The 19,773-nt window shown below is 70.7% G+C and carries 14 protein-coding genes; 10 read left to right on the top strand and 4 right to left on the bottom strand.

The features are described 5' to 3' along the window. Positions 1 to 70 precede the first annotated feature (70 nt). Positions 71 to 1,711: an FAD-dependent oxidoreductase gene (locus tag OG766_RS02310; RefSeq protein WP_266377015.1), complete on the top strand. Its 1,641-nt coding sequence runs from the start codon at positions 71 to 73 to the stop codon at positions 1,709 to 1,711. A gap of 15 nt (positions 1,712 to 1,726) precedes the next feature. Here OG766_RS02310 and OG766_RS02305 read toward each other — a convergent pair whose 3' ends face one another. Continuing rightward, entirely contained in the window at positions 1,727 to 2,230 is a 504-nt protein-coding gene (locus tag OG766_RS02305) for a metallophosphoesterase family protein (protein ID WP_328724419.1), read from the bottom strand. Positions 2,231 to 2,334: 104 nt separating this feature from the next. On the opposite strand from OG766_RS02305, the gene OG766_RS02300 reads away from it, so the two are divergent. Continuing rightward, a complete protein-coding gene (locus tag OG766_RS02300; RefSeq protein WP_328724418.1) occupies positions 2,335 to 2,955 on the top strand; it encodes an LAETG motif-containing sortase-dependent surface protein in 621 nt (206 codons plus the stop codon). A 172-nt stretch (positions 2,956 to 3,127) separates the two neighbouring features. On the opposite strand, the gene OG766_RS02295 is transcribed toward OG766_RS02300, so the two are convergent. After that, the gene (locus OG766_RS02295; protein WP_423246996.1) at positions 3,128 to 4,231 is read right to left on the bottom strand and encodes a LacI family DNA-binding transcriptional regulator; all 1,104 of its coding nucleotides are present in this window, start codon (positions 4,229 to 4,231) and stop codon (positions 3,128 to 3,130) included. 228 nt (positions 4,232 to 4,459) lie between these two features. Here OG766_RS02295 and OG766_RS02290 point away from each other — a divergent pair, with 228 nt between their 5' ends. The 8 genes from OG766_RS02290 to OG766_RS02255 all read left to right on the top strand — a co-directional run bounded on the left by OG766_RS02290 (position 4,460) and on the right by OG766_RS02255 (position 18,031). Further along, positions 4,460 to 5,749 carry an ABC transporter substrate-binding protein gene (locus OG766_RS02290; RefSeq protein WP_328724417.1) on the top strand — a complete coding sequence of 430 codons (1,290 nt, stop codon included), beginning with the start codon at positions 4,460 to 4,462 and terminating at the stop codon, positions 5,747 to 5,749. Positions 5,750 to 5,763: 14 nt separating this feature from the next. Continuing rightward, positions 5,764 to 6,741, top strand: coding sequence for a carbohydrate ABC transporter permease (locus tag OG766_RS02285; protein ID WP_266377027.1), 978 nt, complete (start codon positions 5,764 to 5,766; stop codon positions 6,739 to 6,741). A gap of 80 nt (positions 6,742 to 6,821) precedes the next feature. Continuing rightward, positions 6,822 to 7,643 (top strand): carbohydrate ABC transporter permease, encoded by an 822-nt coding sequence (locus tag OG766_RS02280; protein WP_266378353.1) that lies wholly within the window; start codon positions 6,822 to 6,824, stop codon positions 7,641 to 7,643. A gap of 50 nt (positions 7,644 to 7,693) precedes the next feature. Further along, positions 7,694 to 8,944 (top strand): glycoside hydrolase 5 family protein, encoded by a 1,251-nt coding sequence (locus OG766_RS02275; protein WP_328724416.1) that lies wholly within the window; start codon positions 7,694 to 7,696, stop codon positions 8,942 to 8,944. Between the two features lie 63 nt (positions 8,945 to 9,007). After that, the gene (locus OG766_RS02270; RefSeq protein WP_328724415.1) at positions 9,008 to 11,029 is read left to right on the top strand and encodes an endo-beta-N-acetylglucosaminidase; all 2,022 of its coding nucleotides are present in this window, start codon (positions 9,008 to 9,010) and stop codon (positions 11,027 to 11,029) included. A 32-nt stretch (positions 11,030 to 11,061) separates the two neighbouring features. Then, on the top strand, positions 11,062 to 14,088 hold the full coding sequence (locus tag OG766_RS02265) for an alpha-mannosidase (RefSeq protein WP_266377038.1): 3,027 nt from the start codon (positions 11,062 to 11,064) through the stop codon (positions 14,086 to 14,088). A gap of 338 nt (positions 14,089 to 14,426) precedes the next feature. Beyond that, positions 14,427 to 15,302, top strand: a complete 876-nt coding sequence (locus OG766_RS02260; protein WP_266377041.1) for a glycoside hydrolase family 16 protein — start codon at positions 14,427 to 14,429, stop codon at positions 15,300 to 15,302. 59 nt (positions 15,303 to 15,361) lie between these two features. Next, positions 15,362 to 18,031: a SpoIIE family protein phosphatase/ATP-binding protein gene (locus OG766_RS02255; RefSeq protein ID WP_266377045.1), complete on the top strand. Its 2,670-nt coding sequence runs from the start codon at positions 15,362 to 15,364 to the stop codon at positions 18,029 to 18,031. A 35-nt stretch (positions 18,032 to 18,066) separates the two neighbouring features. Here the strand turns inward: OG766_RS02255 and OG766_RS02250 are convergent, their stop codons facing one another. Both OG766_RS02250 and OG766_RS02245 read right to left on the bottom strand, forming a co-directional pair. Beyond that, entirely contained in the window at positions 18,067 to 18,828 is a 762-nt protein-coding gene (locus OG766_RS02250) for an amino acid ABC transporter ATP-binding protein (RefSeq protein WP_323137264.1), read from the bottom strand. After that, complete coding sequence (locus tag OG766_RS02245; protein ID WP_328724414.1) at positions 18,825 to 19,742, bottom strand: amino acid ABC transporter permease; 918 nt, start codon at positions 19,740 to 19,742, stop codon at positions 18,825 to 18,827. The genes OG766_RS02250 and OG766_RS02245 overlap by 4 nt, the downstream gene beginning before the upstream one ends. Between the last annotated feature and the right edge of the window lie 31 nt (positions 19,743 to 19,773).

Genomic DNA, 19,773 nt, shown 5'->3' with positions numbered 1-19,773 from the left:
GATCGAGGCCCTCCCGCCAGGGCATGGAAACTCCATTCCCCCCTACCGGCGGCTGGAGCTGGAGCTACTGATGGAAGAACACATCGACGAGCGCGTACCTGTCCTCATCGCGGGCGGCTCCCTGGTGGGACTGTCCGCGTCGCTGTTCCTGGGCCGGCTCGGCGTAGAGCACATGCTGGTCGAGAGACACGCGGGCACGTCGAGGCATCCTCGGGGCCGCGGCAACAACGTGCGCACCATGGAGCTGTTCCGGGTGGCCGGCACCGAATCGCTCATCCACGAAGCCGCCTCCCTCCTCGCGGACAACCACGGCATCTTCCAGACTCCGTCGCTCACCGGTGACGCCGGTGAGTGGCTGCTCAAGGACATCGACCCCGGCAACGGTGTGGCCCGGTTCAGTCCCTCCGGCTGGTGCGTGTGCAGCCAGAACGACCTGGAGCCGGTCCTGCTGGACTGCGCCCTCAAGCTCGGTGGCGACCTGCGCTACTCCACCGAACTGCTCTCCTTCGAGCAGGACGCGGACGGTGTCACCGGGATCATCCAGGACCGTGAGACGGGCAAGCGCAGGACCGTACGCGCGGACTATCTGATCGCGGCCGACGGGCCCCGCAGCCCCATCCGCGGCCACCTCGGAATCGGCCAGACGGGTCACGGCGACCTGTTCCACAACGTGAGCATCACCTTCCGCTCGCGTGCCCTCGCCGATGTCGTCGGCGACCGCCGCTTCATCGTCTGCTACCTCACCGGCGAAGACGCGGACGGCGCCCTGCTGCCGGTGGACAACACCGAGAACTGGGTCTTCCACGCCCCCTGGCAGCCCGACACCGGCGAGACGCTGGAGGACTTCACCGACGAACGCTGCATCGCCCACATCCGCCGGGCCGTCGGCGCCGGGGACATCGACGTCGAGATCACCGGCAAGGCGCCCTGGCACGCCGCGGAACGCGTCGCGGAACGGTACGGCCAGGGACGTGTCTTCCTCGCCGGCGACTCCGCCCACGAGATGTCCCCCACCGGCGCGTTCGGCTCCAACACCGGTATCCAGGACGCGCACAACCTGGCCTGGAAGCTCGCCCTCGTCCTGAACGGCTCCGCCGGCCCCGGTCTGCTGGAGTCCTACGGGGCCGAGCGCAGGCCGGTGGCGCAGGCGACGAGCGAGCGTGCCTCGGTGCGCTCGGCCGAGCACAGCCACCCGGGCTATGCGCCGGCCCCCGAGATGGCCGGCGGACGGCAGAGCGGGATGCTCACCGTCGCCATGGGCTACTGCTATCCGCACGGCGCCGTGCTGGGCGCCGACCCGGCACTGCCCGTCGTACCCGAACGGATGCGGATCACCGGCGACCCCGGTACCCGCGCCCCGCACATGTGGCTGCACCCGCCCGGCACGATGCGGACGCTGTCCACGCTGGACCTGTACGAACGCAACTTCGTCCTGCTCACCGGTTCCGGCGGCGCCTCGTGGCACACGGCGGCGGAGCATGTCGCCGCCCGGCTGTCCATCACCCTGGACGCCTACCGGATCGGCGAGGGCCCGGGAAGCGACCTCGTGCCCGAGTCGGGCTCCGACTGGGCGGCACTCCACGGGGCGACGAACGAAGGCGCCGTGGTGGTTCGCCCGGACGGATTCGTGGCCTGGCGCTCGACCGGTGGCGTGCCGGACCCCGAGGCGGTGCTTCTGGACACCATGACCGCCCTGCTGCACCGTTCCTGAACCCCGCGCCACGCCCTATGGCCGTGGCGGCAACCGGTGCAGTCCGACCTCCGTCAGCTGCCCGTGCGCCGCCACGGCCGTCATGTAGGTGCAGTACGGCTGCCGCCGCCGGTCCGTCGGCGAACCCGGGTTCAGCAGCCGCAGCCCGCCCTCGGCCGTGGTGTCCCACGGGATGTGACTGTGACCGAAGACCAGCACGTCCAGATCGGGGAAGCGCTCGGCGCACCGCCGCTCACGGCCCTGTGCGACACCCGTCTCGTGCACGACACCGAAGCGCAGCCCGCCGAGTTCGGCCCGCGCCACCTCCGGCAGCCGGGCCCGCAGCCCGGGACCGTCGTTGTTGCCGTACACGGCGATGAGACGCCGGGCGCGGGCTTCGAGCAGATCCAGGGTCGCCGTGTCCACCCAGTCGCCCGCGTGCAGCACCGCGTCGGCCCGCCCGACGGCCGCGAGCAGCTCGTCGGGCAGCTCCCGGGCCCGCTTCGGCACATGGGTGTCGGACGTGATCAGCAGCCGCATGCGCCCATTGTCCGCCGGAGAGGTGGGCGGTGCTCGGTGCCGGAAAGCGGGGGAGTACTGTGCGCTGGCACCAGACCCGATGTACGCATGTACATGGAGGATTGATGAAGGTATCCACCCGCGCGCGGAGACGCTCGGGCGCTCTCATAGCGAGCGCGGCGGCCGGTTTCATCGGAGTTGGTCTGTGTGCCACTCCGGCATCGGCCCACACCCCCCGCTGGACGGTGACCTGCTCCGAGGTGACCGTCGACCTCAAGGCCTACAACGACGACGTCACCAACACGGTGACCATCACCGTCGACGGCAAGGACCTGCTGCCCACCAAGGAGTTCGGCAGCGGATTCAGCGAAACGATCAAGCTGCCCGAGCACACGGCCGAGGCCGCGGTGCGGCTCGTCGTGAAGGCCGGCGACGGCGACCGGTTCTCGCACGACGAGACCAAGTCCTCGCCCGTCTGCGAGACGACGCCGCCTTCGCAGACGCCGGAGCCGACGCCGCCGCCTTCCGAGACGCCGAAGCCCGAGGAGCCGGAGCCCTCCGAGACCCCGAGCACGGAGCCGCCGCAGTCCGCGACTCCGACGCCCGCGCCCAGCACTCCGGGCGACCTCGCGGAGACGGGTGGCTCCAGCGCCACCCCCGTAATCGCCGGAGCCGCGGCCGTAGCGGTCCTGGCCGGCGGCGGCATCCTGGTCGTGACGCGCAAGCGCCGCGCCGCCCGCGGCTGATCCGTCACAGCATCACCTGTGCCCTGCGGCCCGTGCGGCCGCAGGGCACAGCTCTGAGCGGCCACGAGTCCGCTCGTCCGGCGGCCGGTTCCGCCGCACAGGTCGTAAGGAACCGGGGCGCGACCCGGCCCGCGCACCGGTGGTGGCCGGTGGCCGGCGCGCGGCGTCGTCCTCAGCCTCCGGACCGCACCGGGCCGATGCTCTCCCGCTCGATCAGCTCCGGCACCGGCACCTGGACCGTGCGGGCCGGGCCGCCGTCGAGGAGGGCGGTGAGTTCGCGGGCCGCACTGCGGCCGAAGGAGACCGTGTCCCGGGAGAGCGCCGCGAGCCACGGCTCCACGAGGCGGCACAGGGCCGAGTCCTCCCAGGCCACGATCGAGACGTCGTCGGGCACCGCGTAGCCGAGACCGGTCGCCGCGGCGATTCCCGCCACGGCCATCACGTCGTTGTCGTACACGAGCGCGGTCGGTGGCGCCTCGCCCGTCAGAACGCCGCGGGTGACCGCCGCGCCCTCCGCGTCCGAGTAGTCGGTGGTGACGGAACGGGCCTCGGTCAGCCCGAGGCGCTCGGCCTCCGCGCGCAGGGAGCGGATGCGCCGCTCGGTGTGGGCGAGGCCCGGCAGGCCCGCGATGTGCACGATGCGGCGGTGCCCGAGCGCATGAAGGCGGCCGACGACGGACGCCATGGCACCGGCGTCGTCCGCCCAGACGGTGGACAGCCCCGGGTGGCCGCCCTCCGGAACCCCGCCGATCACCACGCCCGGCAGGCCCAGTTCGTCGAGCAGCGCGGCCCGGGGATCGTCGGTGCGCGGGTCGACGACCAGCACTCCGTCCACCCGGTGCTCGGCCCACCAGCGGCGATAGACGGCGCATTCGGCGTCCACGTCCTCCACCACCTGGAAGAGCAGGCCGAGATGGCGCTCGGAGAGCACCTCCTGGATGCCCGAGATCAGCTGGAGGAAGAACGAGTCGACGCCGAGCGTCCCGGCGGGCCGCGCGACCACCAGGCCCACGGTGGCCGCGCCTTCACCGGACAGCGCGCGGGCCGCGGTGCTGGGCCGCCAGCCCAACTGCTCGGCGACCCGGCGCACCCGGTCCCGGGTGATCTCCGAGACCCCGGGCCGGTCGTTGAGCGCGAACGACACGGCGCTCTCCGAGACCCCCGCACGGCGGGCGATGTCCTTCATCGTCGGCCGGCGCGCCGGGGACCGCCGGGCCGGCGATGTGTCCTTGGCGGACGGAGGGTTCGCCACCACCCGTGCCCCTTTCCCGGACATCGGTGCACTAATGCGCTTGAGTTCCTCCACTCTAAAGCGCATTAGTCGATCACGCAAGGGGTTGCGTGTGTGCCTCTGAGCTGCGGTGACTCCACGGAGAATGAACTTTCTCGAACGAATCCATTGACTTTCTCCGCGGCCGCAATGCAGGGTCTGCTGGCAGCATCCGCCGACGCCATGCGTCCCGGTGCCGCCCCACGCCGGGCCGAGCAAAGGAGCCGTATCACCGTGCGTATCTCCCGCAGGGCAGTCGCCGCTGCCACCGTCCTCGCCGCCGTACTGCCGCTCAGCGCCTGTGGCGCCGGGTCGGGCGCCGCCGGGACGCCGGACGCGTCCGGCAAGGTGGAAGGCAAGATCACGTTCCAGACCTGGAACCTGCAGGCCAACTTCAAGCCGTTCTTCACCGGGCTCATCGCCGAGTTCGAGAAGAAGTACCCCGGAACCGAGGTGAAGTGGGTCGACCAGCCCGGTGAGGGCTACGCCGACAAGATCAGTGCCGACGCCGCGGCCGGCACGCTCCCCGACGTCGTCAACGTCTCCCCGGACCTGGTCGCCCCGCTGGCCAAGGCCGGCCTCGCCCTCGACCTCGACAAGGCAGCGGCGAAGTACAAGAAGGAGTACCTGCCGGGTGCCTGGGCGGGCCATCAGGTCCCGGGCGTGAACGGCACGTACGCCTTCCCCTGGTATCTCAACACCGGCCCGCTGTTCTACAACAAGAAGCTGTTCAAGGACGCGGGCCTGGACGCCGAACAGCCGCCGACGACGTACGACGAGCTCTTCGCCCAGTCGCTCCAACTGGCCGAGAAGAGCAAGGGCGAGATCGCCACCCTGGCCAACGTCCCCACCATCGAGGACTTCGGCCGTTACGGCGTCCGGCTGATGAACGACGAGGGCTCCGCCTTCACCTTCAACGAGCCCAAGGGCGTCGAACTCCTCACCAAGTACAAGGAGTTGTACGACGCGAAGGCACTCGACCCGCAGGCGCTGACCGCGACGCCCGAGTCGTCGGGCAAGAAGTTCCTCACCCAGGCCGTGGCCATGAACCCGGGCTCCGCCCTCGACCTGGAGAAGTTCAAGAAGGAAGCGCCGACGCTCTACAAGAGCATCGGGATCACCGAGCAGATCAGCAGCACCGGCAAGGACAACATGTACGTGATGGGGGTGATGGTGAACTCCCAGAGCAAGCAGACGCCGGCCGCCGTCGCCTTCGCGCACTTCGTCACCGACGCCCAGCACCAGATGGCGTTCGCCAAGCAGGTCGCCATCTTCCCGAGCACCGCGGGCTCCCTCGACGACCCGTACTTCACCAAGGAGGACGGCACCGACGAGACGCGCGTACGGATCGCGGCCGCCAAGTCCCTGAAGACCGCGGTCAATTACACCCCGGTCCTGATGAGCGAGCAGATGAAGACCGAGCTGCGCAACTCGGTCGCCAAGGCGCTCCAGGGCAAGGAGAGCCCCAAGGAAGCACTTGACAACGCTGTCAAGGCGTGTGACAAGCTGCTGAAGCAGAGCTGAGACACGGACTCGCCATGAAGACCCCCACCGCCTCCACGGCGATCCGCTCCGGCAGCACGACGACGGAGCCGGTGTCGCCCGAGCCCCCGGACCCCGCGGGCCGCACGCGTCCCGGGCAGCGGATCCGACGGCATCTGCCCACCAGCCCCTGGCTGTTCGCCGCCCCCGGACTGCTGGTCGCCGGCGCCTTCAGCCTGTACCCGTTCCTCTCCACGGTGGCCAACTCCTTCACCGACCGCAGGACCCTGATCCCCGGCCGGTTCGTGGGCCTGGCCAACTTCCAGGAGATGCTCGGCGACGAGATGTTCTGGATCGGGCTGCGCAACAGCACGCTGTACGTGCTCGGCGTCGTACCCGCCCTGGTGATCCTGCCGCTGCTGCTGGCGCTGCTCGTGCAGAAGCAGATCCCCGGCATCACCTTCTTCCGCTCGGCCTTCTACACCCCGGTCGTCGCCTCCATCGTCGTGGTCGGCCTGATCTGGGTGTGGATGCTGGACGAGCGCGGGCTGGTCAACGCGGTACTGGAGGCGGTGGGGATCGGCACGGTCGGCTTCCTGAGCGACCAGTGGCTGCTCCTGCTGAGCGCCATGACGGTCACGGTCTGGAAGGGCCTCGGCTACTACATGATCATTTACCTGGCCGCGCTGGCCAACGTCCCGCGCGAACTGCACGAGGCCGCCTCCGTGGACGGCGCGGGCGCCGTACGCCGGTTCGTCACCGTCACCCTGCCCGCGGTCCGCTCCACGATGGTGCTGGTCGGCGCGCTCGCCTCGGTGGCCGCGTTCAAGGTCTTCTCCGAGGTGTATCTGATGGCGGGGCCCGCCGGCGGCCCCGCGGGCGAGGACACCACCCTCGTCATGCTCGTGCAGCGCACCGGCACCGGCCTGTCCGGCCGGGTCGGCTACGCCTCCGCGATCTCGGTGGTCGTCTTCGTCGTCACCGTCGCCCTGATGCTGCTGGTGCTGCGCGCCGACCGTAAGGAGGACCGATGACCGCGGCCGACACCGCCACGCGGCCGAGGCCCGCGAAGCCGCTTCGCAGGAGCCGGACCGCCCAGGAGGGCGGGCGCCGGATGCCCGTCTGGGAGATCGTGCTGCGGTACGTACTGCTCCTCGCCGTTCTCGCGCTGACCGTCGGACCGTTCCTGTGGCAGCTGTCCACTTCGCTCAAGAGCCTGAACGAGGACATCTTCAGCTCTCCGCCGCAGTTCCTGCCGGACGACCCGACCCTGGACAACTACACGCGGGTGGCCCGCACCATCCCCGTCTGGGACTTCGCCCTGAACTCGCTCAAGGTCGCGGTCGCCAACGTGCTGACCAACTGCGTCGGCGCCGCACTCGCCGGATACGCCCTCGCGCGGCTGCGCTACCGCGGGCGCCGGGCCGCCACCCTCGCGTTCATCCTGGCGATGCTCGTGCCCGTGGAGGGCATCATCATCGCCCAGTTCACGACGATGCGTGACCTCGGCCTGAACAACACGCTCGTCGGTGTGCTGCTGCCCGGCTGCATCGCCGCCATGAACGTCCTGCTGATGCGCAACGCCTTCCTCAACCTGCCGTACGAGATCGAGGAGGCCGCGTTCGTCGACGGGGCGAACGCCTGGCAGCGGTTCGTCCGTATCGCCCTGCCCTCGGTCAAGGGCACGCTCGCGGTCGTCGCCATCTTCGCCTTCATGGGCGCCTGGGACGACTTCCTCTGGCCGCTGATCGTCCTCAGCGATCCGCAGAACTTCACCCTGACCATCGGTCTGAACTATCTGCACGGCACCTTCGCCAACGACGAACGCCTCGTCGCGGCGGGCACGATCATCGCCGTACTGCCGTTGATCGTCCTCTTCGCCTGTCTCCAGCGCTACTTCTTCCGGGGCGTCGGCGAAGGCGCCGTCAAGGGCTGACCAGGGCCGTCCCGGGACCGACCACTCCACTCCGAGGAACCTCTCCGCACATGACCTCATCCGTGCGCTTCGGCGCCAACTACACCCCCAGCCAGGGATGGTTCCACCACTGGCTCGACTTCGACCTCGACGCCGTACGCGCCGATCTGGACTCCATCGCCGGCCTCGGCCTCGACCACATCCGGGTCTTCCCGCTCTGGCCGGTCTTCCAGCCCAACCGCACCCTGATCCGCCCGCGCGCCGTGGAGCAGCTCGTACAGCTGGCCGACGCCGCCGCCGAGCGCGGCCTCGACGTCAACGTCGACGGACTGCAGGGGCATCTGTCGAGCTTCGACTTCCTGCCGTCCTGGACGCAGACCTGGCACCGGCGCAACCTCTTCACCGACCCGGACGTGGTGTCGGGGCAGGCCGAGTATCTGCGCACGCTCGCCGCGGCCCTCGCGGACCGGCCGAACTTCATCGGGATGACCATCGGCAACGAGGTCAACCAGTTCTCGTCCGGGCCACACCCCGACCCGGACCGCATCACCCCCGCGCAGGCCGAGCGCTGGCTGGACGTGCTGCTCGGCGCCTGCGAGGAGGGCGCGCCCGGAAAGCTGCATCTGCACGCCGAGTACGACGCCGCCTGGTACCAGGACGACCAGCCCTTCACCCCCGCGCACTCCGCACGGCTCGGGGCCGTCACCGCCGTGCACTCCTGGGTGTTCAACGGCACCGCCCAGCGCCACGGACGTACGGGGACGGCGACCGAGCACCACGCCGCCTACCTGATCGAGCTGTCCAAGGCCTGGGCGCTGCAGCCGCACCGGCCGGTCTGGCTCCAGGAGGTCGGCGCGCCCGCCCCGCTGATCCCCGCCGAACACGCGGACACCTTCACCGAGGCCACCGTGGCGGGCGCCCTCGACTGCGAGGACCTCTGGGGCATCACCTGGTGGTGCTCGCACGACGTGTCCCGCTCGCTCGCCGACTTCCCCGAACTCGAGTACAGCCTGGGCCTGATGACCAGCGACCGGCAGATCAAGCCGGCCGGGAAGAGCATCGCCCGCATCGTCGAGGAGCAGCGCGCCCGGCCGTACCTGCCGGCACCCCGCACCACCGCGCTCGTCGTGGACGCGGGGGACGACGACAGCGCCCCCGAGCGCTCGGTGTGCGCGCCCGGCGGCGCCGTGTTCGAGGCCTTCGCCCGGCTCACCGCCGACGGCGCGCGCCCGGCCGTCGTGCTCGCGAGCCGCGCGGACGACGCCGAGCACCTCGCCGCCCGCGGCATCACCGGGACCGTCACCCCGGACCAGGTTCTGTAGACCGCTCCGACCTGACCTGACCCGACCCGACCTGACCACGCTTCACCCCACCGGAGGTAGTTCGTGAGCCAGCAGCCGACCAGACGCACCGTCCTGCTCGCCGGCGGAGCCGTCGCCGCGACCGCCCTCGTCCCGGCACCGCCCGCCGCCGCGGCGGCGGCCGAGGCCGCCCCCGGACTCCAGCCGTACGCCTCCTACTGGTACCCCGACTCGCTGCCCTCGGGCACCCCGGGCCCGGGCATCACCTGGCGCAGCCTGAAGTCGTGGCGGGCCGAGGACGACACGGACCTGGCGTTCAACGCCGCGTCCGTGCCGCTCGCCGCACGGTTCACCCCGACCCCGGCGAACACGACCGCCCGCGTCGGCGGGGCCCGTGTCCAGTCGCTCGTCTCCTTCGCCCCGACCGCCGGCAACCCCTCCCAGGGCGCGCCCACCGCCGACCACTACGCCCTCACCCACTGGTCGTACCTCGACGAGCTGGTCTTCTGGGGCGGCTCGTCGGGGGAGGGCCTGATCCTGGCGCCCAACGCGCCGATCGTGGACGCGGCCCACCGCCACGGAGTGCCCGTCCTCGGCAATGTCTTCCTGCCCCCGGTCGCGTACGGCGGACAGTTGCAGTGGACCCGCGACCTGGTGCAGAAGGACACGGCCGGGCACTACCCGCTGGCCACGCAGCTCGTCGCGGTCGCGGAGGCGTACGGCTTCGACGGCTGGTTCATCAACGCCGAGACCGGCGGCGGGAACGCGGCGCTCGCCACCGACATGCTCGGCTTCCTCACCGAGCTCAAGGCCCTCTCCTCGGCGAAGGGCCTGCGCGTCACCTGGTACGACTCGATGACCGTCAGCGGTTCGGTCAGCTGGCAGGGCGCGCTCAACAACCAGAACAAGGTGTTCTTCCAGGCCGCCGACTCGATGTTCGTCGACTTCCGCTGGACGCCGGGCAGCCTCGTTTCCTCCGGAGGGACCGCCGAGCAGCTCGGACGCGACCGCTACGAGCTGTGGGCGGGCGCCGATGTCGAGGCCAACGGCTGGAACTCCTCGGTGAACTGGGACGCCATCGTGCCCGCCGGCTCGTCGCACGTCGTCTCGGTCGGCCTCTACCGGCCCGAGTGGACCCGCAACCATCTGCCCGTCGGGCGCACCCCGGGCGATTTCCACGCCGCGGACGACCGCTTCTGGACCGGACGCTCGCTCGACCCGTCACAACCCGACCCCGACGACGACTGGCGCGCCCCTGCCGTGTCCGTCGCCGACCGCTCGACCGTCACCTCGGTCCCGTTCGCGAGCGTCTTCAACACCGGGCACGGGCTGCGCTGGTACGAGGGCGGCCGCGTCACCTCGGACCGCGCCTGGAACCACCTGGGTCTGCAGGACAAGCTGCCGTCCCGGCGCTGGGCCGTGCGGACCGAGGGACAACGGCCTTCGGTGACGTTCGACTTCGCCGACGCGTGGCACGGCGGCAGCAGCGTCCTGGTCGACGGCGCGCTCGACGCCCCCGCGACCCTGGACCTGTACGCGACCCGGCTCACGGTCACCGAGGACACGGTCGTCGAGCTGACGCACCGCGCCGACGCGGGGAACGTCACCGTCGAACTGGCCGTCGCCACCACCGGGCCCGCGGGGCCGGGTGAGCCCGTCCCGTACACCTACGTCCCGCTCGGTGCCGCCGGGCAGGGCTGGCGGACGTCGACGGTGCGGCTGACGGGGATGTCCGGCACCGTGCACGCGCTGGGCGTCCGGCTCACCGGAGGTGGCGCGCCCGTGCGCTGGCGGCTGGGCGCGCTGGCGGTCCACGACGGGAACGACCAGCGGCCCGCGGCTCCGTCCGGGCCCGTGATCACCGGTGCCACGGGTGGCGACCTGCGCTTCGCGTGGAACGCCGCGCCCGGCGACGTACGCCACTCCACACTGCACCGGGTCCTGCCCGACGGGACGCGGCGCTTCCTCGGCGGCACCTGTCAGCGGGCCTTCTTCGTCCCGGGCCTCCAGCCCGAACAGGGCGAGCGGACAACAACGTTCGAACTGCGGAGCGTCGGGGAGCTGTACACCTCGTCGGACCCCGTGACCGTCACCCACACCTGGTAAGAAGCACCGTCCCCCCAAGGGAGCGAACCCTCATGCATGACGACCGCAGCCTGGTCGAGTCCCGCCTCAAGCGCGTCCTCGACGAGCGCATCCGCCCCGCGGTGTACTCCGCCTCCGTGCCGCTGGAGGTGGCCGTCTGGAACGCTCCGGGCGAACCCGTCCCGGTCGCCGAAGGGCTGGCGGCCGAGCCGTCGCCGACAGCGGTCGGGGCGAAGTGGGGCGCCCCCTGGGGGACGAGCTGGTTCCGGGTCACCGGCACCGTGCCGGCCGAGTGGGCCGGGCGGACCGTCGAGGCGATCCTCGACCTGGGCTTCGACGAGAACATGCCCGGCTTCCAGTGCGAGGGCCTCGTGTACCGCCCCGACGGCACCCCGGTGAAGGGCCTCAACCCGCGCAACCAGTGGGTGCGCATCGGGGCGCCCGTCGAGGGCGGTGAGGAGGTGCGGCTGCACATCGAAGCCGCGTCGAACCCGGTCATCCTCGACTACCACCCCTTCCTGCCGACGCAGCTGGGCGACAAGGAGACCGCGGGCAGCGACCCGCAGTACCGGCTGACCCGCATGGACCTCGCCGTCTTCGAGGAGACGGTGTGGCAGCTGGTCTTGGACCTCGAAGTGCTCGGCGAGCTGATGCCGGAGCTCCCGGCCGACTCCGCCCGGCGCTGGGAGATCCTGCGCGCCGTCGACCGGGCCCTGGACGCCGTCGACCTGCAGGACGTCAAGGGCACGGCGGCCGCGGCGCGGGCGTGCCTCGAAGGGGTGCTGGCCACCCCCGCCCAGCCGTCCGCGCACCGCATCAGCGCCGTCGGCCACGCCCATATCGACTCCGCGTGGCTGTGGCCGCTGCGCGAGACCGTGCGCAAGGTCGCGCGTACGACGTCCAACATGACGGCGCTGCTGGAGGACGAGCCCGACTTCGTCTTCGCCATGTCGCAGGCCCAGCAGTGGGCGTGGATCAAGGACCACCGGCCCGAGGTGTGGGCGAAGGTGAAGAAGGCCGTCGCCGACGGCCGGTTCGTGCCGGCCGGCGGCATGTGGGTCGAGTCGGACACCAACATGCCGGGCTCGGAGGCGATGGCCCGTCAGTTCGTGCACGGGAAGCGGTTCTTCCTGGAGGAGTTCGGCGTCGAGAACGACGAGGCGTGGCTGCCGGACACCTTCGGCTTCGCCGCCGGGCTGCCGCAGATCATCAAGGCGGCGGGCTCCAAGTGGCTGCTCACGCAGAAGATCTCGTGGAGCCGGACCAACACGTTCCCGCACCACACCTTCCAGTGGGAGGGCATCGACGGGACGCGGATCTTCACCCACTTCCCGCCCGTCGACACCTACAACTGCTCGATGAAGGGCAGCGAGATCGCCCACGCGGCGAAGAACTTCAAGGACAAGGGCGTGGCCCGGCACTCGCTCGCCCCGACCGGCTGGGGCGACGGAGGCGGCGGCACCACCCGCGAGATGGTCGCCAAGGCGGCCCGGATGCGGGACCTGGAGGGCGCGGCGACCGTCGTCTGGGAGACCCCGGAGGAGTTCTTCACCAAGGCCGAGGCCGAATACCCCAACGCGCCCGTGTGGGTCGGCGAGCTCTACCTGGAGCTGCACCGCGCCACGCTCACCAGCCAGGCGAGGACCAAGCAGGGCAACCGGCGCTCCGAGCATCTGCTGCGCGAGGCCGAGCTGTGGGCGGCGACGGCCGCCGTACGGGCCGGGTTCCCGTACCCGTACGAGCAACTGGACAGGATCTGGAAGACGGTGCTGCTGCACCAGTTCCACGACATCCTGCCCGGCTCCTCCATCGCCTGGGTGCACCGCGAGGCCGAGAAGACGTACGCGGCGGTCGCCGAGGAGCTGAACGGCGTCGTCGAGGCGGCCCAGCGCGCGCTCGCCGGTGAGGGCACGGCCGAGCTGGTCTTCAACTCCGCGCCGCACAGCCGGCACGGCGTCGCGGCGGGCGGCGCCGCACGGCCCGCCGAGGGCGGCACCTCGTATCTGCTCCCGCGCGACGGCGGCGGCCACGTGCTCGACAACGGCCTGCTGCGCGTGGAGACCGACGAGCGCGGACTCGTCGTGTCCGTCTACGACATCGGCGCCGAGCGGGAGACGGTCGCGCCCGGCGGCGCCGTCAACCTGCTGCAGATCCACCCCGACTTCCCGAACATGTGGGACGCCTGGGATGTCGACGAGTTCTACCGGAACACGGTGACGGACCTCGTGGACGCGGACGCGGTCGAGGCGGTCGAGGGTTCGCAGACGGCGGCGGTACGGATCGTGCGCTCCTTCGGCGAATCGAAGGTCACCCAGGTGCTGTCGCTCGCGCCCGGTGCCAAGCGGCTCGACATCGACACCGAGGTGGACTGGCACGAGACCGAGAAGTTCCTGAAGCTGGCGTTCCCGCTGGACGTGCACGCCGAGCGGTACGCGTCGGAGACGCAGTTCGGCCACTTCCACCGGGCGACGCACACCAACACCAGCTGGGAGGCGGCCAAGTTCGAGGCCTGCAACCACCGCTTCGTGCACATCGGGGAGCCCGACTGGGGCGTGGCGCTGGTCAACGACTCCACCTACGGGCATGACGTGACCCGCAGCGTCCGTACCTCCGACGCCGGTACGACGACCACGGTCCGGGTGTCGCTGCTGCGCGCCCCGCGCTTCCCCGACCCCGAGACCGACCAGGGCGTGCACCGCTTCCGGCACGCGCTGGTGCCGGGCGCGACCATCGGGGACGCGGTCCGCGAGGGCTACCGGGTGAACCTGCCCGAGCGGCGGGCCACAGGTGCGGACGACGGGATCGCGCCGCTGATCACGGTGGACAACGACGCGGTGGTGGTCACCGCCGTCAAGCTCGCGGACGACGGCAGCGGGGACGTCGTGGTCAGGTTCCACGAGTCGCTGGGCGGCCGGGCCCGCGCGACGCTGACGGCGGGCTTCCAGGTGGCCCGCGCAGAGGCGACGGACCTGCTGGAGCGTCCGTTGCCGCAGGCGCAGGAGCCACAGCGCGCGGGTGACTCGGTCTCTCTCTCGCTGCGTCCGTTCGAGCTGGTGACGCTGAGGCTGAAGAGGGCCTGAGGCCGACGTGGGCATGAGGCTGCAGTGGACATGAGGCGGCCCGACGCGAACTGACGCGCGTCGGGGCCGGCAGGGAGGCAGGGGTGGCCGCGGCACATGCGGCCACCCCTCGCCGTATCCGTCCTCGCCGCGCCTCCCGGTGGCGGAGGCGGGCGTGCCGGAGGTGGATTCACCAGAGGTGGACTTTCCGCTTCAGCTGTTGGACTTCCCTGCCGAATTCCGCCGCGATGTCTTCCGCGCCGGGGCGCGCTCCCCGAACTTGTCGCGTGACCACAGGTTGTCGTGTGCATCACAGGCCCATGCCGTCCTTGCCCGGCGCACGTGTCAGGAGAAGCCCCATGGTTCCGCACCGCTCCGTACTCCGCCGCCTCATCGGGACCTGCGCGGCGCTTGCCGCCTGCGTGGGCGCGGCCGCCGCACCGGCCGGCGTCGAGGAGCCCCCGTCCCTGGTCGACCCCGCCACACCCGCAGGCGTCCAGCCGCTCGGCAGCACGGCCCGCGCGGCCCAGGCCCTGGTGTTCAGCGACGAGTTCACCGGAACGTCCCTGGACACGTCCAAGTGGACCGCCCGCGACCAGGAACGCACCGAGTCCTCCCGCACCGACGGCATCCGCTGGTGGTACAAGCCCGCCAACGTGCGTGTCATCACCTCCGACGGCGGAAACCTCGCCATCGACCTCACCCGACTCGCCGACAAGCAGTACGCGGGCGGCCGCGTCGACAGCCAGGGAAAGTTCGACTACACCCACGGGACCCTCGAAGCCCGCGTGCACACCCCGTACGCGACGAACGGCCACCTCGCGGCCGTCTGGCTCCAGGCGAGCGGTGGCCACGGCTCGACGCCGGGCACGGCCGCGGACGGAGCCGAGTACGACATCACGGAGACCGCCGACCAGGCCGACACCTACCCCGTCACCATCCACTACGACGGCTACGCCGCCGACCACAAGCAGTCCTCCGCCACGGTGGGCGCCCCCGGCCTGCACAGCAGCTGGTACCACACCTACGGCATGAGCTGGACGCCCACCCGGATCCAGTTCACCTACGACGGCGCCGTCGTACGCACCGTCACCGACCCCGAGCTGATCAGCCTGGTGAGGGAGTTCCCGATCCTCTCCCACGAGGTCCTGCAGTTCGCCGACGGCTCGGTCACGAACGCGCCGCTCGACTCCAGTTCCACCGTGTACGTCGACCACATCCGCGTCTGGCAGTGACCCCGTGGACCGCCCGGGGACCGGTCGCCCAGCGTATGGGCGCGGTGTTAGATAGGAACATGGCCGGTCCCCTCGGCCGCCTGCGCTCGGTGATGAGCGCGCGGACCGTCGCAAGCCAGGTGTTCATCCTGCAGGCGACGGTGGCTCTGCTGCTCGTCGTCGCCGCTGTCGTGGCACTGGTCCTCCAGTCCCGGGCCGACAGCGAGCGGGAGGCCCGCAACCGATCGATCGCCGTGGCCCAGGCCTTCGCGAGCGCGCCGGGTGTCAAGGAAGCCCTTGCCGGCGCCGATCCGACGGCGGCCCTGCAGAGCCGGACCGAGGCCACCAGGGTGGCCTCCGGGCTGGACTTCATCGTCGTCATGACCCCGGAGGGCATCCGCCACACCCATCCGGACCCGGACCGGATCGGGAAGAAGTACGTGGGCACCATCGCACCGGCGGCGGCGGGCGGCGTCGTGACGGAGACCGTCACCGGCTCCCTGGGCCCCTCCGTACGGACCGTCGCACCTGTCACCGGCAGGGACGGGAAGGTGCTCGGTCTCGTGTCGGCCGGGATCACGGTGGATCGCGCGAGCGGCCTGACCCGGGACCAGCTGCCCGTGCTGATCGGCGCCGCCGTGTTCGCCCTGGCCGTCGCCACCTCGGGCGCGGCCCTGATCAGCCGGCGCCTGCGGCACCAGACGCACGGCCTCGGACCCACCGAGATGACCCGGATGTACGAGCACCACGACGCCGTCCTGCACGCCGTACGGGAGGGTGTGCTGATCGTCGACACCGACCACCGGCTGGTGCTCGTCAACGACGAGGCGCGACGGCTGCTCGCCATTCCCCCGGACGCCCAGGGCCGCCCCGTCGGCGAACTCGGCATCGACGCGAACATCGCCCGGCTGCTGCGGTCCGGACGCCCGGCCAGCGACGAGGTGCATGTGATCGGGGACCGGCTCGTGGCCGTGAACCAGCGCTCCATGAGCCCGGAGGCGACATCCTGCGACGTACCGGTCGGCACCGTCGCCACCCTGCGCGACACCACCGAGCTGTGGGCGCTGACCGGCAGGGCGGACTCCGCCCAGGGGCGCCTGAGGCTCGTGTACGACGCCGGGATGAGGATCGGTACCACCCTCGACGTGGTGCGGACCTCCCAGGAACTCAGCGACTTCGCGGTCCCGCGGTTCGCCGACTACGTCACGGTCGATCTGCCGGACGCCGTGATGAGCGGCGAGGAACCCGCGGAGACCGGCACCGGCATGCGCCGCATCGCCTTCGCGGGCATCAGGGACGACACCCCGCTCTACGCGCAGGGACGGCTGATCCACTTCGTGGACGCCACACCGCAGGCTGAGGCGTACGCCAGGGGGAAGACCGTCCTGGAGGCGGATCTGGGCGCGTTCTCCGGCTGGCAGGAACAGGAGCCCGCCCGTGCGCGCAGACTCGTCGGGTACGGAATCCACTCGATGATCGCCGTCCCGCTGCGTGCCCGTGATGTGACCCTCGGCATCGCCACCTTCTGGCGCGCGCGGAAGCCCGAGCCCTTCGACGACGAGGACGTGTCGCTCGCCGAGGAACTGGTCGCCCGCGCCGCCGTGAACATCGACAACGCCCGCCGCTACACACGTGAGCACATGATGGCGGTCGCCCTTCAGCGCAGTCTGCTGCCGCGCGCCCTGCCCGAGCAGGCCGCCCTCGACGTCGCGTACCACTACCTGCCCGCACAACCCGGCCTCGGCGGGGTCGGCGGCGACTGGTTCGACGTGATCCCCCTGCCCGGCGCCCGGGTGGCCCTCGTGGTCGGCGACGTCGTCGGTCACGGCTTCCACGCGGCCGCCACCATGGGACGGCTGCGTACGGCCGTCCACAACTTCTCGACCCTGGACCTGCCGCCCGACGAACTGCTGTGGCACATGGACGAACTCGTCTCCCGCATCGACCAGGACGAGAACGAGGACGGTTCCGTCACCGGGGTCACCGGAGCCACCTGTCTGTACGCCATCTACGACCCGGCCTCGCGCCTGTGCACCATGGCCCGCGCCGGACACCTGGAGCCGGCGATCGTGCACCCCGGCGGAGACGTCGAGTTCATCGGGCTTCCGGCCGGCCCGCCGCTCGGCCTCGGCGGTCTGCCCTTCGAGACGTCGGAACTGCATCTGTCCGAGGGGAGCAGCCTGGTCCTCTACACGGACGGCCTCGTCGAGGACCGCGACCGGGACATCGACGAGGGACTGGAGCTGCTCCGCTGCGTCCTCGCCCGCGACGGCCGCACTCCCGAGGAGACCTGCCGTGCCGTGCTCGACGCCATGCTGCCCGAGCGGCCCGGCGACGACGTCGCCCTCGTCGTCGCCCGTACCCGGGTGCTGGGCGGGAACCGCGCCGCCACCTGGGACGTGCCGAGCGACCCTTCCGCCGTCGGACGGGTACGGGCGGAGGTCACCCGCACCCTGAACGGCTGGGGACTGGCGGAGGAGGTGTTCACCACCGAGCTGATCCTCAGCGAGCTGGTCACCAACGCCATCCGGCACGCCCGTGGGCCGATCACGGTGCGGCTGATCCGCGACCGGAACCTGATCTGCGAGGTGTCCGACGGCAGCAGCACCGCCCCCCACCTGAGGCGGGCCGCCACCACGGACGAAGGGGGACGGGGCCTGTTCCTGGTGTCCCGGTACGCCGAGCGCTGGGGCACCCGCTACACCGGCAGCGGCAAGGTCATCTGGACCGAACAGCCGCTTCCGGTGTAGCGGGTGCCCCAGCGCCGGACACCCACGGACGACTACTACAGCACCTTGGAGAGGAAGGCTTTGGTGCGGTCGTGCTGGGGGTTGGTGAGGACGTCGCGGGGGTTGCCGGATTCGACGACGACGCCGCCGTCCATGAAGACGAGGGAGTCGCCGACTTCGCGGGCGAAGCCCATCTCGTGGGTGACGACGACCATGGTCATGCCGTCTTCGGCGAGGCCGCGCATGACGTCGAGGACGTCGCCGACGAGTTCGGGGTCGAGGGCGGAGGTGGGCTCGTCGAAGAGCATCAGTTTGGGTTCCATCGCGAGGGCGCGGGCGATGGCGACGCGTTGCTGCTGGCCTCCGGAGAGCTGGGAGGGGTAGTTCTGGGCGCGGTCGGCGAGGCCGACGCGGTCCAGGAGTTTGGCTGCGCGTTCGCGGGCGACGGCCTTGGTCTCGCCCTTGACCTGGATGGGGGCTTCCATGACGTTCTCGAGGGCGGTCATGTGGGGGAAGAGGTTGAAGCGCTGGAAGACCATGCCGATGTCGCGGCGTTTGAGGGCGACCTCGCTGTCCTTGAGCTCGTAGAGCTTGTCGCCCTTCTGGCGGTAGCCGACGAGTTCGCCGTCGACGTAGAGCCGGCCCGCGTTGATCTTCTCGAGGTGGTTGATGCAGCGCAGGAAGGTGGACTTGCCGGAGCCGGAGGGGCCGATGAGGCAGAACACCTCGCGGGGGGCGACTTCGAGGTCGATGCCCTTGAGGACTTCGATGTGGCCGAAGGACTTGTGGACGCCTTCGGCCTTCACCATGGCGGTCATGCCGCGGCTCCCTTCGGGCGGCGCACCGTGAAGAGGGTGGCCTTGATCTTCTGCAGGGGGGTGGGCGGCAGGCTGCGGCTGGAGCCGCGGGCGTAGTGGCGTTCGAGGTAGTACTGGCCGACGCTGAGGACCGAGGTCATGATCAGGTACCAGGCGGCGGCGAGGAAGAGCATCTCGACGGGTGCGCCGGAGGTCTGGCCGATGTCTTGGGCCTGGCGGAAGAGTTCGGAGAACTGGACGACGGCGACCAGGGAGGTGGTCTTGAGCATGTTGATGACTTCGTTGCCCGTGGGGGGCACGATGACGCGCATGGCCTGGGGGATGACGATGCGGCGCAGGGTCTTGCCCTGGCTCATGCCCAGGGCGTGGGAGGCCTCGGTCTGGCCTTCGTCGACGGCGAGGAGGCCGGCGCGGCAGATCTCGGCCATGTAGGCGGCTTCGTTGAGTCCCAGTCCCAGCAGTGCGGTGAGGAACGGGGTCATGAAGTCGGACCATTCGTCCTTGTAGAACGGGCCGAGGTTGATGAACTCGAAGACGAGGCCGAGGTTGAACCAGACGACGAGCTGGACCAGGACCGGGGTGCCGCGGAAGAACCAGATGTAGAACCAGGCGATGGAGGAGGTGACCGGGTTGTTCGACAGGCGCATCACGGCGAGGAGGATGCCGCCGATGATGCCGATCGCCATCGACAGGACGGTCAGGATCAGGGTCTGGCCGACGCCGTCGAGGATGCGCGGGTCGAAGAAGTAGTCGGGGACCGCGCCCCAGTTGATCTTGCCCTGGGAGAAGGCGTAGACGATCGCGACGAACAGCGCGATCGCGACGACGGCGGTGACATACCGGCCGTAGTGCCGCACCGGAACAGCCTTGATCGCCTCCCGCCCGGTCGTCCGGGGGGTGAGGTCAACAGACATGGAGGATGTGCCTTTCAGCGGCTCAGTGACA

Origin of the sequence: Streptomyces sp. NBC_00259 (assembly GCF_036181745.1) — a bacterium.
Lineage (GTDB): Bacteria > Actinomycetota > Actinomycetes > Streptomycetales > Streptomycetaceae > Streptomyces > Streptomyces pratisoli.
This window is presented reverse-complemented; position numbering and strand designations above follow the sequence as displayed.

Coding starts and splice junctions, on each gene's coding strand:
- OG766_RS02310 (WP_266377015.1), top strand. CDS start 71: ATGGAAGAACACATCGACGAGCGCGTACCTGTCCTCATCGCGGGCGGC.
- OG766_RS02305 (WP_328724419.1), bottom strand. CDS start 2,230: ATGCGGCTGCTGATCACGTCCGACACCCATGTGCCGAAGCGGGCCCGG.
- OG766_RS02300 (WP_328724418.1), top strand. CDS start 2,335: ATGAAGGTATCCACCCGCGCGCGGAGACGCTCGGGCGCTCTCATAGCG.
- OG766_RS02295 (WP_423246996.1), bottom strand. CDS start 4,231: ATGTCCGGGAAAGGGGCACGGGTGGTGGCGAACCCTCCGTCCGCCAAG.
- OG766_RS02285 (WP_266377027.1), top strand. CDS start 5,764: ATGAAGACCCCCACCGCCTCCACGGCGATCCGCTCCGGCAGCACGACG.
- OG766_RS02280 (WP_266378353.1), top strand. CDS start 6,822: ATGCCCGTCTGGGAGATCGTGCTGCGGTACGTACTGCTCCTCGCCGTT.
- OG766_RS02275 (WP_328724416.1), top strand. CDS start 7,694: ATGACCTCATCCGTGCGCTTCGGCGCCAACTACACCCCCAGCCAGGGA.
- OG766_RS02265 (WP_266377038.1), top strand. CDS start 11,062: ATGCATGACGACCGCAGCCTGGTCGAGTCCCGCCTCAAGCGCGTCCTC.
- OG766_RS02260 (WP_266377041.1), top strand. CDS start 14,427: ATGGTTCCGCACCGCTCCGTACTCCGCCGCCTCATCGGGACCTGCGCG.
- OG766_RS02255 (WP_266377045.1), top strand. CDS start 15,362: ATGGCCGGTCCCCTCGGCCGCCTGCGCTCGGTGATGAGCGCGCGGACC.
- OG766_RS02250 (WP_323137264.1), bottom strand. CDS start 18,828: ATGACCGCCATGGTGAAGGCCGAAGGCGTCCACAAGTCCTTCGGCCAC.
- OG766_RS02245 (WP_328724414.1), bottom strand. CDS start 19,742: ATGTCTGTTGACCTCACCCCCCGGACGACCGGGCGGGAGGCGATCAAG.